Source organism: Parashewanella curva (assembly GCF_003675895.1).
GTDB classification, from domain to species: Bacteria; Pseudomonadota; Gammaproteobacteria; order Enterobacterales; family Shewanellaceae; genus Parashewanella; species Parashewanella curva.
On the sequence record NZ_ML014842.1, the window covers coordinates 1 to 12,307 of the forward strand.

The following is a 12,307-nucleotide window of genomic DNA, read 5'->3' on the forward strand; positions in this document are numbered from 1 at the left end:
TTGGAGATGCATCCGAAAAAGACGAAAATTGTCTACTGCAAAGACGACCAGCGTAGAGATAAGCACCCTGTAACCAGCTTTGATTTTCTTGGATATAACTTTCGACCGAGGAGATCAAAGAATCGCTATGGGAAACACTTCATAAACTTCTCACCAGCGATAAGCCCGATAGCAGCAAAATCCATCAGGCAGGAGGTAAGAAGCTGGAGGTTACAACTTCGTAGTGATAAAGAGCTGTATGATTTAGCGAATATGTTTAAGGCGAAAATACAGGGGTGGATCAACTACTATGGACGTTTTTACAAATCAGCCATGTACCCGACATTGAGGCAAATCAACAACAAGCTATGTTTGTGGGCGATGCGGAAATATAAAAAGTTAAAAGGACATCGAAGAAGAGCCGAACACCGACTTGGAGATATTGCAAAGAAATTTCCATATCTGTTTCCACACTGGAAATTTGGTGTCAGGCCGATGGTTGGATAATGGGAGCCGTATGAGCTGAGAGGTTCACGTACGGTTCTGAGAGAGCCTGCGGGGGAAGTTCCCGTGGGCTACTCACCTCATCATAACGGGGATTTCGAAAGAACTCCTCGAAGAGAAGGTATTACCTTTAGTGAAAGCTTTTATGGCCGAACGAGGGTTAACGCTTTCAGATGAAAAGACGCTCATTACGCACATCGAAAATGGGTTTGATTTTCTGGGGCAGAATGTACGGAAATACGATGGCAAAATGCTGATAAAGCCTGCCCGTAAGAACGTACAGACGTTTCTGCGAAACATACGAGATGTACTCAAACGTTACAAAACGGTGCCAGCTAGAGTCATTATTGGCAAGCTGAATCCGATGATTCGGGGATGGACTAATTACCATCGCTGGGTTTGTTCGAGTGAGACATTTAGATATGTGGACTACAGGATTTGGAAAATGCTGTGGCAATGGTGCAAACGTATCCATAATAATCGCCGAAAACGCTGGATTAAGATGAAATATTTTAAGACAGTAGGCGCTAGGAATTGGGTATTTTGCGCACCAAAAGAGGGCGAAGCCGAGGATTACTACCGCTTGTATTATGCAGTGAGAGTAAAAATCGAAAAGCATGTGAAAATTCGGGCAACGGCTAACTGTTACCTACCAGAGGACGAACAATATTTTGAACGTCTGAAGATGCAACGGCTTAAAAAGTCGGTGAAAGGTAACGGGAAGTTGTGGCGACTTGCTGAAAGGCAAGAGTATAGGTGTGCGGTATGTCGCCAGCAATTTAGCTCAGAAGATGAATGGGATATACACCATATCATTAGACGGGTTGATGGTGGCACGGACGATATCTCGAATTTGATGATGTTGCATGTTAACTGCCATAGGCAGATTCATAATTGTTCAAATTAAGCTTTACAGTACTGAGTGTTGTACTGTATAAATTAACATGTTGTTTATTTATACAGGTTGTTTGCAATTAACGAGGTATTTCGATATGAACAAGATAGCAATAACATTACTTCTCTTGGTAATGACGGCTCCTTCCTTCGCATCAGAGGGAAATTACTGGTATTTCTCTTATGCCAGAGCTGGGAGTCAAATGATGCCAGCAGAGTTTAGATTTTCAGGGATTGTAAAATGTAAGGTGGAACCTAGTGTAGGAACTGCATACGGTGAATTTTACGGAGATTCCAGAAAAGGTCCTTTTAAATCACAGAAAGAAGCGGACGATGCTTTGGATCGTGACATTAAGAGGATTCAACTGGTAAACCCTGACACTAAATTCATAAGGAATAATGCTAAATGCTTTTAATGCTGGTCAGCCTCAAAGCTGACTTATAAAGGCTTGAGCTGTATGCGGGGAAACTCGCACGTACAGTTCTTAGGGGAGGGACAACCAGTAATGGTTGTTCCTTACCCGACGTGCGGCTTACTGATAATGAAAAAAGCGCCTATGGGCGCTTTTTTTTGTGCCATGCTGAAACTCAAGTAGAAAGGTTTTCTGGTCGAACCTCTTTGAACGAATTTTGAACTCGCCAATTCAGATTCATTTTTTGTTTTTATGCTAAAGGTATCATGACTGTTGTTTTAGAAGTAAATTGAATGAATACGATCAAAACCTGCTACTTTTACTGCTTAAAGTTATCATCTTCAAGTTTAAACTTTGCTCTAATTTCCAAAATGTAAATCAATTTCACAAATTCAAATCTTATCGTCTTTTTAACATTTTTAACAAAAATAAAACCAATATAATCAATAAGATATTGTTAACATGTAAGACCTGAAATAACTTGTTTGCAGCCCTGTCAGAGACTAGAATGTGCAGCAATTTTTATGTGATGAAGATCGCTATCTTTATATTCATAAAAAATGGGCTAACTTTTTATCATCTTGTATTCAGATACACATTTTAGGACACTCTCATGTCGGATTTTCGCCAACAAGCACTTGATTATCATGAACTCCCTGTACCGGGAAAAATGGCCGTAACTTTAACTAAGCCAGCTAAAACAAGCCATGACTTATCTCTTGCTTATAGCCCTGGTGTAGCGGAGCCAGTACGAGAGATTGCAGCTGATCCTGAGAATGCTTACCGTTATACCTCTAAGGGAAACACAGTTGCGGTCATTTCAAACGGTACTGCGATTTTAGGATTAGGAAATCTAGGTCCATTAGCGTCTAAACCCGTAATGGAAGGTAAAGCGTTATTGTTTAAAACCTTTGCTGATATCGATGCAACAGACATTGAAGTTAAGCACAATACTACCGAAGATTTTATCAATACTGTTGCAGCTATCGCTGATACTTTTGGTGGCATTAACCTCGAAGATATTAAAGCACCAGAATGCTTTGAAATTGAAAAGGCATTAATTGAGCGTTGCCGTGTACCCGTATTCCATGACGATCAACACGGTACTGCAATTGTTACGGCTGCGGGCATGATCAACGCCTTAGAAATTCAAGATAAGAAGATTGAAGATGCCACTTTTGTTTGTTTAGGTGCTGGTGCTGCTGCGATTGCGTGTATGACGATGCTGGTAAAATGTGGTGCGCAGCGTGAACACATTTACATGCTTGACCGTAAAGGCGTCATTCACACTCAGCGTGATGATTTAAATGCTTATAAAGCGTTATTTGCCAATAATACCGATAAACGCACCTTACAAGATGCGATCAAAGGTGCTGATGCATTCTTAGGCTTATCAGGACCAAATCTTCTAGGTGAAGAAGACATTAAGCTAATGGCAGAGAAGCCGGTAGTGTTTGCTTGTTCAAACCCAGATCCTGAAATCAAACCTGAACTAGCACAAACGGTTCGTCCTGATGTGATCATGGGTACGGGTCGCAGTGACTACCCTAACCAAGTGAACAACGTACTGTGTTTCCCGTTCCTATTCCGTGGTGCCTTGGACGTACGTGCAACTGAAATTAATGATGAGATGAAAGTCGCAGCGGTTCACGCACTAGCTGAACTAGCCAAAGAGTCAGTACCTCAAAGTGTACTTGATGCTTATGAAGGTGTGGACAGCATGGAATTTGGTTCAGAATATGTGCTTCCAAAACCAATGGATCCTCGTTTATTGCCACGCGTAGCTAAAGCCGTTGCCGAAGCTGCAGTAAAATCAGGGGTAGCGAAAATCGCCTTACCTGAAAACTATATGGCATAATTAAATAACCAAAGTAATTGAGTGATAAGAGGGCATAAGCCCTCTTTTTTATGCGTTATGGCTAAACAAGATAAAAATTTTGACTCGCTAGCAACCAAGTTTTCCAAAAATATTTATGGTACGGCTAAAGGACAAATTCGTATTGAAGTGCTCAAGCGAGATTTGTTTGAAAGCATACCCAGCTTAACAACAGGTAAATTAAGAATATTAGATGCTGGTGGAGGCTTTGGTTACTTGAGTCAACAGTTAGCTGAGCTAGGACATAGTATTGTGTTATGTGATATTTCTGCTGAAATGCTGGCACTGGCTGAGCAGCAAATCCAAGATAATGAAAAAGTATTAGACATCACTATAATTCAATCTTCTATTCAAGATTTATCGGTTGAGGCGTTAGGTCAGTTCGATTTAGTGCTGTGTCATGCTGTTGTGGAGTGGTTGGTAGATGCCAAAGCGACAGTCAAAGGGCTATTGGATTTTTTAAAACCTAATGGATACCTGTCATTAATGTTTTACAACAAAGAGGCCCAACGTTTTCATAGCCTAGTATCTGGCAACTTCGATTATGTTGAAGCTGGATTAAAAGTAAAAAAGCCCGTCAGACTTACTCCTCAGTATCCCCTGTTTATTGAAGACGTCGAGTCATGGATCGAAGAGTGGGGCTTTCAAGAAGTTTGTCGCAGTGGCGTAAGGGTCATTAATGACTATCTAAAGTTAAGTAAAAACCAGACCTTAGATAATGCTCAGCTGATCAGAATGGAGCTGGAATACTCAAAATATAAAAATTACATTCCATTGGGGCGCTATGTGCATATCATTGGTCAGTCTGAATAACAGCTGACAGAGCGTTAGCAGAACGTCAAGTGTAGAACTGTACTTTATAGGATCATGGGTTAAGCTTTTTGTAGCGTGATTTCTTTGCCTTTTCTATACGTTGGAGGAAGTAATGTTACACAAAAAGCACGACAGTTCAGAATCTTCTGTGTTCAGCTCACCAGAATCCCAGCATGAACTTGAAAAACACCGTCTACCCGATGATTCGCATCCCAGTAATATTATCCATCAACTGATCAAAGACGAATTAATGTTGGATGGTAATTCTAGACAGAATCTTGCTACTTTTTGCCAAACTTGGTTTGAACCTGAAGTGATTGATTTAATGTCGATTGCCATTGATAAAAATATCGTTGATAGAGACGAATATCCTCAAACGGCAGAAATTGAACGACGTTGTGTCAATATCATTTCTAACCTTTGGAATAGTAAAGAAACGAAAAGCGCTATTGGTACTTCGACAACAGGATCGAGCGAAGCTGCGATGCTTGGAGGGCTTTCATTATTAAGAAAGTGGCAAGCGAAACGTAAAGCTCAAGGTCTTTCAGTTGATAAACCGAACCTAGTTACAGGTCCTGTACAAGTGTGTTGGCACAAGTTTGCTCGGTATTGGGGGGTTACGCTTAGAGAAGTGCCCATTGAGAAAGATCAGTATCATCTCACACCAGAGAGAGCTGTAGCGCATTGTGATGAAAACACCATTGGTGTGGTTGCTACACTGGGGATCACTTTTACAGGCAAATACGATCCGGTTAAAGATATCGCCGTTGCATTAGATGACTTTCAGAGACAGACGGGGCATAACATCCCCATGCATGTTGATGCCGCCAGTGGTGGCTTTATCGCTCCCTTTATTCAGCCAGAGTTAGAATGGGACTTTCGCATAGATAGAGTGCGATCCATTAATGCTTCTGGCCATAAGTTTGGCTTAACTCCGCTTGGTGTTGGTTGGATAATGTGGCATGAAGAAGGCGATCTACCCGATGATCTGATTTTTCATGTAAATTATTTGGGCGGTAACATGCCCGACTTAGCCCTGAACTTCTCAAGACCCAGTGGCCAAATTATTGCTCAATACTATAACTTCTTACATTTGGGTAGAAAGGGCTACGCGGCCATTCATGATAATTGCCGCAAAGTAGCGATGTTTTTGGCTGACGAAATCAACAAAATGGGGCATTTCGACATCATTTATAACGGTGATGGTGGCATTCCTGCGTTAAGCTGGAAACTAAAGCCCCATGTTAAAGATTTTACGCTGTATGATTTAGCCGACAGGTTGCGCAATCAAGGTTGGTTAGTGCCTGCTTACTCTATGCCTGCTAACGAGCAGGAAACTGTGGTACAGCGAATCCTTGTAAAACGTGGATTTAGTTTTGATCTTGCGAGCTTGTTGCTTGAGGATTACAAACAAGCTATTCAACACTTAACAGCGCATCCTGTAAGTGTTTCGCTGAATGAAAATGAAGCGGGTAGCTTTAAACATTGATGCCTATTATGGCTTTCGCCATACACTCTCGACCTTAGCACCTGCTTGTTTTAAATAATGATTGACGCTGTGGTCACTTTCTAGGTGACCTGCGCCAATTACTACAAAAATTGATTTCCCTGATTTGGCTCTTTTCATTAAACGAATGATCCCTGCACTCATGGGTTTGTTACGCTGCCACAACAGCTTTTTGAGCATGCTATTACTCATGGAGTTTTTTACGGCAGAATTGATATTCTCGCTATCCCCTTTTCGCCAAGCAATAAACAAATTTTCAAGTTGATCTTCAGGGGTAGAAATGGCTTCCTCAAGCATGTATAACTGAGCTTTTTTGTCGATAGTATTGAGTAACTTAAGTTGATATTCCATACTTTCAAGTTGGGCTTTGTGTTTATCTTTGGCTCGATTAATAAAGTGCATATCTATCCCCAAGTTTGGGTGATAGCCCAAATGGGACAACCTAAATAAGGTGATTTGAGTGGCTTGTATCCACATTGGCATATGCTCAATTGCTTGGCATAGCAATAAATGCAACTCACAGAAATTGATGTAACCTTGTGACTTAGCCACTGGTAGTGTGCTTGCTGTTTGAGCTTTAAGGATTGTGCTGGTGGTTTTGTCATCTGGCAAGGCTTCAACCACTAATGTTTCGCTGTCGATAAAAGCTTGGTTAATTGGTTTCGGCAGAGGATAAAAGTCCTTTTTACCAAGGTGAACCGAGCCAAGTAAAAAGGCGGTTTTTCCTTGATATTCAACCTTATAAAAAGGAGGGGTATCCGTAAGTTTTGCCCATGCTGAAGTGCAAAATATAAGGGCAGTGAACATAAGCCCACATAGGGTCATGTTTTGACGATTCATATCAGATATAATTCCTCAATTATTTATTACAAAGAGCTTCATCGATGTCATACCAAAAGGTGCTTGAGCAAATCCATCAAAATCTACAGTTAGCTTATCGTAAAGCCATTGATCTTGACAGCCAACTAGATGGTTTAAAGCAAGAAGGTAAAGGTAAATTTTCTCAAATATTTAATGAAGATATGGGGTTTGTTACCAAAAGTAACCGCTTTAAACCTTATGTGCTGGAATTAGTGGAAGAGTTTGAAGAATTAAAACAAATGCCAAATCTAGCGGAATCTGATATTACAGAGATTGTCGCTAGACTTGGTGTTGTGTTACAAACTCAGCAAGCATTTAAACAACAGGTTAAATAACCTCAGCTCTGCATAAGCCAACCTCTACAGCACAGCTACGTATGCGTATTTCTGTGTTAAAACAGCCCGTAATAGACCAGCTATTACGAACTGTTCTGCCTTGAACTACACAAAATTAGCAGCACTGTAGATAAAAGTTTAAGGTTTATATTTTAAATCAAAATGTTAGTGATTTCGTTATACAGACCTGAGGTTAAATAGTTTATTTAGCCAGCTGAGGTTTCAAAGTACGTGTTAACCAGCGATTAATTAGGTTTTTCTCATAAACGAACGGTCTATCGAGGTCGCGCACAATACGATCTTGAAAAGCAAGATCACTTAAATTCTGAGTACCTGAACTAACAATGTTGCCATGGACGGTTACTTTATAGCTGAATTTTATCCTAGGTGGGTAAATTCCTTTTACGATTCGAATGTCATCGCTGGTTGCGCCAAAGGTTGGGCGAACATCGCCAGCTAAATCGAGGTTGGTTACCTTTAGCTCGAGCTTTTGATCGGGTCTAAGGAACTTGGACGCTGTTTTATCAATGTCTTTAGTTAGGCTATCAAACAGGCGTTTTTCGAATCGGCTTTGTAACTCACCAGAAGATTTTATGTCGGTGAATTTTGAAGGCTCTTTCCAGTTTATGGTTACTTTACCTGAGGTGGTTGTTACCATAGTTGGCTCTGGCGCAGGCTTTGAGGCACAACCTGCAAGTAGGAACAAACCGGTGAATGCATAAATGAGGTGCTTCATGTGGGACTCCTATAGTTTGTGTTTTTGATTGCAGTAACATCATGTCGCTCACCGGAGGGATGATGAAGGTGGGCAGCATAAACATGCACTTTTAGAATAGTGAAGATACGACAAAGTTCCTAGGTATCAATTAAGTTTTATCAATCTAAAAACGATTAAAAGTATAGCATTTTTGGTGGGAAGAATGGAAAAAACAACGTTATCTCTGAAAATACTCAGTTTCATGTATTGTTTGGTGGCGATTATCGGCGTATGGCGAATATTTGATGCGGGTGTAATAGAATTATTTACCTTTGGTGTTTTACCGATTTTATATGGAGTTTTTACCCATAAATCTTGGACTTTAATTTTGTTGAAGATTTATCTCGCCATCCAGTTAATCGGAATATGCGGTTTCTCTATTGTTGGGTTTATTGCATATCAGATAAACCCTGATGATGTAGTTATTACCTTTAAAGGTATTAATATCCCATTGATACCATTATCAATTTCTGTGGTCATTTTGTTGGTTTTCCAGTTCTGGGTGGCATTTTCTAAAGAAAATCGACGATATTTTTCAAGATTTACTGCAACAGATTAAAAACTGCGTCTATACTAGGGAAGCAGCCTACTCTATGGTTGCTTCGCTTTAGTCGTTATTGAACCTGTATAAAAGCCGTTTCAGTCCAAATTATTCAATATAAAGTGCACATAAGGTGGGATAGAGAGCGCTCAGCTCAGTTATCTCTTTGTTATGGGTCGTTAAGCCAAAAACTGACAATGCTTAACCACCTTGATCATCTATTGAAAGAAGAGACAAAATATGAATAAAAGTGAATTAATTGAAGTAATTGCCAAAGAAGCGAAATTAACAAAAGCTGATGCTGGCCGTGCTCTAAGTGCTTTTGAAGGTGCCGTTACCAAGGCATTAAAATCAGGGAAGAAAGTATCCATTCTTGGTTTTGGTACTTTTGATGTTTCAAAAAGGGCTGCACGTATCGGCCGTAATCCACAAACAGGTAAAGAAATTAAAATTGCTGCGGCGAAAGTACCAAAGTTCAAAGCAGGTAAAGGGTTAAAAGATGGCGTTAAATAATTAACCCATAACCCAACAAAGCCTCCTTTTGGAGGCTTTGTTCGTTTTGGGCATTTCATTTCGGTATATTTGATCAGATCCAATTGCCTTTTGTAGCCGCTTCACGAATAATTCAGAAAGTATTGTTACAAAAGTGTCAATTACATCGGACCTTGTATGAAGCTAACTCGAGTTCTCACCAAAAAGCTGGCCTTATTTTGGCTGTTGTCTCTTTCGGCAGTAGCGGTTGTGTTTATTTCGAGTTCCCTCTTAAGTTTTTTTCATTTAGCCAATAATTTACAAAGCAAACAAGTCGACGAGTTGCAAAGCATGCTTATGGAACATCGACATCAGCATACTCAATGGAATTTAGACGACTGGCTCCCGCCAGTATTGATGAGCTATAACACAGTAAGCTTTGAGGTCAGTAAAGAAAATAAGGTTCTGTTTCGTTATCAAGGTAATATTCAGACTCGCTTCTTCAATGAATATCAATTTAGTTTAGATAAAAACAATTCGATTAATGTCACTTTAAAACTCGAATCACCATACATACAGCATCAGATCAGCCAATTTGAACTGATTTTGCTGTTGGTAACCTTGGGGTTAATTGGGCTCTTTACTTTCTATGGCTATCGCTGGATAGAAAATCAACTGAACGGTGTTGAAGAGTTAGCCGCGAGAGGGCAAATGATCCTTGAAAAGCGATTTGATCAAGCGCTATCAGAAAAAGGACGAGGGCAACCTAGGATCATTAATCATGCTATGACTTTGTTGCTTGAAGAACTTAAAGATGCCCACAAAGAAAGATCGAGATTCGATAAGTACATTCGTAGTAACACCTTTTTAGATCCTGATCTGGGGATTGGTAACCGGCTGTATCTTAAAAATCGATTAGCTGCACTATCTAATGAGCAAGGGATGCTCTCTAATGGTGTGATTTATTTTCTTGAAATGGAAGATCTGGATTTACTACAACAAGAAGAGGGTGAAGATGCGATTCGAAGCTTTTTAACGACTTGTTTAAGTGCCATTGACATTGCGCTTCAAAGCCAAGCCAATAGCTTTGTGGCTCGTAGAACCTTCAATCAGTTTGCCATCGTAATTCCCCAATTATCATTACAAGAAGCAGATACATTAGCCGCTCGTATTTTAAAAATTTGCTTAAGATTGCCTTTGCCTACTTCTAAGCGAATGGATGACTTTTTCCATATTGGTGGGGCTTTCTTTAGTGTTGGAGATGACAGTAAATCAACGTTAGAAGAAGCGGAAATGGCGTTAAGGGCTGCTCAATTTCAGGGAAATAGCAGCTGGTTTATGTATGAAAAAGAGTTTCTGATTGAAGATGTAAGAAAAGGTTCGGTGCGCTGGCGTAGCTTATTAGAGAATGCCATTGAAAAACAGCGCTTTGTAGCGTTTGTGCAAAAGGTTATCGATATCGATCAAAGTACCTTGTATTTTGAAGTGTTTTCACGGATCAAAGAATCTAAAGATAGCTTTATTCGAGCTTCACAATATACGGCAATGGCAGCCAAGTGTGGATTAATGCCACAGATTGATCGATTGACGATAGAATCTTTACTGCGATTACATTTAAGCAAAAAGCACAGCAAGCAATCTCAATACTGCATTAACTTGCATGTAGACTCTTTATTAAGTGAGTCATTTAGAGATTGGTTAACGAGTTTCTTAAATCAACAAATAACATACGTTCCACAACTTATTTTTGAGGTTTCAGAGCCAGTTGCGGTAAAACATGCAGCCGAAATCAACCAAGTGTTTGCTTTGGTATCTTCATTAGGCGCGAAAATCAGTATAGATAGTGTCGGTCAACAGGTGGTTGGTAGCCAGTACCTAAAAGAAATGAAAGTAAACTATGTAAAACTACATAGATCGATAGTAAGGCAGATCCACCTTCGTCCTGAAAATCAGCTGTTTGTTCGAAGTTTGTATGGTGCTTTATACCGTACTGATGCCAAAATTATTGCAGAAGGCGTAGAAGTATTTGAAGAGTGGCAAACGCTTAGAGTATTAGGAGTAAGTGCTGGTCAGGGGCTGCTGTTTAGTGATTTGTGTGCATTGTCTTAGAACCCAATCCACTCATCTGCATCCTCTTGGTAATAAATTGAGTCTGGATAATCTAATTTTGAATATGATGCTTTGAGAATTTGTAACTTACGATTTTGCAGAGCAAAGAGTGAAGCAGAAGGTATCGATAGTTTTGCCCCTCGAGTTCGTAATGCATTGATAGCACTCAAGTGGTTGCACCTTGCAGCCAATTCTATGGGGCTCATCCTACATATTCCTTTTGCATTGATATCACTACCATGATTAAGAAGGAGGTGTATGCAGTCAACTCTACCATTGGCGGAGGCATAATGGAGTGGTGTGCCTTTGTTTTTACATATTGAATGAATTAAGTCTGGTTTTTTGTCAATTAGCAGCTCTAAAACTAAATTATTCCCATGCGCGGCAGCAAAATGCCATGGACGTAGTCCCAGATTATTTTGGTGGTCTAAAAGTACTAAGGACGGTTTTGTTAAAAGCAGCGCCATAACCGCAGGATCCTTTTTATTAGCGGCATAATGGAAAACTGAGTTTTTTTCGTTATCAAGTACTGAGACTAGCTCAGAATGATTCTTTATGAGCATGTCTACCAGTAAAGCGTCGCCTTCGAAGGCAGCATGATGCATTATGTTCTTTCCTTCCTTATCTCTTGCTGTGATATCAGCCTTGTTTTTTAACAAAAATTGATAAACGTCAAATTTATGGTGAATGAGTGCTAATTGAAGTGAGGTGTAGCCAAAGTTATCGGGAGTATCAATTGGTATCCCCTGTTTCAGCAGTAATTCTATACAAGCTAAATTGCTGTGAATGCAAGCCTGATGCAGAGGGGTATGTCCTTTGTGATCACGAGCTTGTAGGTAAACACCTGTGCGGATGAGTTCTTGTAGTCTACGAATATTTCCTTGTACGCAACAAGCTAGAATTTCTTTAAATGATTTATTAAGTCTTTGAAGCAAAAACTCGCAAAAAGCATGAACTTTTATGTCGTCAAGTGGGGATATATTTAAGCTCAATATATCGACTGTATAGTTTTCTAGTTCACTTGAACCATGAGTTGTTGAGGATTGAGAGAAATTCGCAACTACAACAGGCTGGTTATGAAATTTATATGATCTTAATTTGAATTCGTGTTGTTCATTTTTTTGTAACTATTCAGCCCATCTGACTCAATCTGCTTAAAATAGCAACGGTTGAGTCACCATTTTACTTGATCCTCAATGATCATTTGACCGATCTTCCCAGTATGTCATGCTGACCAAATATTTAGT

13 protein-coding genes are annotated in these 12,307 nt (G+C 39.9%); 10 read left to right on the forward strand and 3 right to left on the reverse strand.

What is annotated here, in order from left to right:
- The 6 genes from D5018_RS18780 to D5018_RS18805 form a co-directional block, all read left to right on the forward strand.
- Positions 1 to 486 (forward strand): group II intron maturase-specific domain-containing protein (locus D5018_RS18780; protein ID WP_279386891.1); only part of this gene is annotated, 486 nt, incomplete at its 5' end.
- Between the two features lie 142 nt (positions 487 to 628).
- Positions 629 to 1,390: a group II intron maturase-specific domain-containing protein gene (locus D5018_RS18785; RefSeq protein WP_207819384.1), complete on the forward strand. Its 762-nt coding sequence runs from the start codon at positions 629 to 631 to the stop codon at positions 1,388 to 1,390.
- Between the two features lie 85 nt (positions 1,391 to 1,475).
- Positions 1,476 to 1,793 (forward strand): hypothetical protein, encoded by a 318-nt coding sequence (locus tag D5018_RS18790; RefSeq protein ID WP_121840524.1) that lies wholly within the window; start codon positions 1,476 to 1,478, stop codon positions 1,791 to 1,793.
- A 610-nt stretch (positions 1,794 to 2,403) separates the two neighbouring features.
- Entirely contained in the window at positions 2,404 to 3,648 is a 1,245-nt protein-coding gene (locus D5018_RS18795) for a malic enzyme-like NAD(P)-binding protein (protein WP_121840525.1), read from the forward strand.
- A 57-nt stretch (positions 3,649 to 3,705) separates the two neighbouring features.
- A complete protein-coding gene (locus D5018_RS18800; protein WP_121840526.1) occupies positions 3,706 to 4,479 on the forward strand; it encodes a methyltransferase domain-containing protein in 774 nt (257 codons plus the stop codon).
- A 112-nt stretch (positions 4,480 to 4,591) separates the two neighbouring features.
- Positions 4,592 to 5,968: a glutamate decarboxylase gene (locus D5018_RS18805; protein ID WP_121840527.1), complete on the forward strand. Its 1,377-nt coding sequence runs from the start codon at positions 4,592 to 4,594 to the stop codon at positions 5,966 to 5,968.
- Between the two features lie 6 nt (positions 5,969 to 5,974).
- On the opposite strand, the gene D5018_RS18810 is transcribed toward D5018_RS18805, so the two are convergent.
- Entirely contained in the window at positions 5,975 to 6,826 is an 852-nt protein-coding gene (locus tag D5018_RS18810; RefSeq protein ID WP_121840528.1) for a TraB/GumN family protein, read from the reverse strand.
- Between the two features lie 44 nt (positions 6,827 to 6,870).
- Here D5018_RS18810 and D5018_RS18815 point away from each other — a divergent pair, with 44 nt between their 5' ends.
- A complete protein-coding gene (locus D5018_RS18815) occupies positions 6,871 to 7,182 on the forward strand; it encodes a prephenate dehydrogenase (RefSeq protein ID WP_121840529.1) in 312 nt (103 codons plus the stop codon).
- Between the two features lie 202 nt (positions 7,183 to 7,384).
- On the opposite strand, the gene D5018_RS18820 is transcribed toward D5018_RS18815, so the two are convergent.
- A complete protein-coding gene (locus D5018_RS18820; protein ID WP_121840530.1) occupies positions 7,385 to 7,918 on the reverse strand; it encodes a DUF3016 domain-containing protein in 534 nt (177 codons plus the stop codon).
- Between the two features lie 184 nt (positions 7,919 to 8,102).
- On the opposite strand from D5018_RS18820, the gene D5018_RS18825 reads away from it, so the two are divergent.
- The 3 genes from D5018_RS18825 to csrD all read left to right on the forward strand — a co-directional run bounded on the left by D5018_RS18825 (position 8,103) and on the right by csrD (position 11,060).
- Positions 8,103 to 8,498, forward strand: a complete 396-nt coding sequence (locus tag D5018_RS18825; protein WP_121840531.1) for a hypothetical protein — start codon at positions 8,103 to 8,105, stop codon at positions 8,496 to 8,498.
- A 222-nt stretch (positions 8,499 to 8,720) separates the two neighbouring features.
- Entirely contained in the window at positions 8,721 to 8,993 is a 273-nt protein-coding gene (locus D5018_RS18830) for an HU family DNA-binding protein (protein ID WP_121840532.1), read from the forward strand.
- Between the two features lie 156 nt (positions 8,994 to 9,149).
- Positions 9,150 to 11,060: an RNase E specificity factor CsrD gene (gene csrD / locus D5018_RS18835; RefSeq protein ID WP_121840533.1), complete on the forward strand. Its 1,911-nt coding sequence runs from the start codon at positions 9,150 to 9,152 to the stop codon at positions 11,058 to 11,060.
- On the opposite strand, the gene D5018_RS18840 is transcribed toward csrD, so the two are convergent.
- Positions 11,057 to 12,052: an ankyrin repeat domain-containing protein gene (locus D5018_RS18840; protein WP_121840534.1), complete on the reverse strand. Its 996-nt coding sequence runs from the start codon at positions 12,050 to 12,052 to the stop codon at positions 11,057 to 11,059. The two genes, csrD and D5018_RS18840, sit on opposite strands and share 4 nt — an antisense overlap.
- Positions 12,053 to 12,307: the final 255 nt, after the last annotated feature.

Coding starts and splice junctions, on each gene's coding strand:
- D5018_RS18825 (WP_121840531.1), top strand. CDS start 8,103: ATGGAAAAAACAACGTTATCTCTGAAAATACTCAGTTTCATGTATTGT.
- D5018_RS18800 (WP_121840526.1), top strand. CDS start 3,706: ATGGCTAAACAAGATAAAAATTTTGACTCGCTAGCAACCAAGTTTTCC.
- D5018_RS18805 (WP_121840527.1), top strand. CDS start 4,592: ATGTTACACAAAAAGCACGACAGTTCAGAATCTTCTGTGTTCAGCTCA.
- D5018_RS18820 (WP_121840530.1), bottom strand. CDS start 7,918: ATGAAGCACCTCATTTATGCATTCACCGGTTTGTTCCTACTTGCAGGT.
- D5018_RS18790 (WP_121840524.1), top strand. CDS start 1,476: ATGAACAAGATAGCAATAACATTACTTCTCTTGGTAATGACGGCTCCT.
- D5018_RS18785 (WP_207819384.1), top strand. CDS start 629: ATGGCCGAACGAGGGTTAACGCTTTCAGATGAAAAGACGCTCATTACG.
- D5018_RS18830 (WP_121840532.1), top strand. CDS start 8,721: ATGAATAAAAGTGAATTAATTGAAGTAATTGCCAAAGAAGCGAAATTA.
- csrD (WP_121840533.1), top strand. CDS start 9,150: ATGAAGCTAACTCGAGTTCTCACCAAAAAGCTGGCCTTATTTTGGCTG.
- D5018_RS18810 (WP_121840528.1), bottom strand. CDS start 6,826: ATGAATCGTCAAAACATGACCCTATGTGGGCTTATGTTCACTGCCCTT.
- D5018_RS18795 (WP_121840525.1), top strand. CDS start 2,404: ATGTCGGATTTTCGCCAACAAGCACTTGATTATCATGAACTCCCTGTA.
- D5018_RS18815 (WP_121840529.1), top strand. CDS start 6,871: ATGTCATACCAAAAGGTGCTTGAGCAAATCCATCAAAATCTACAGTTA.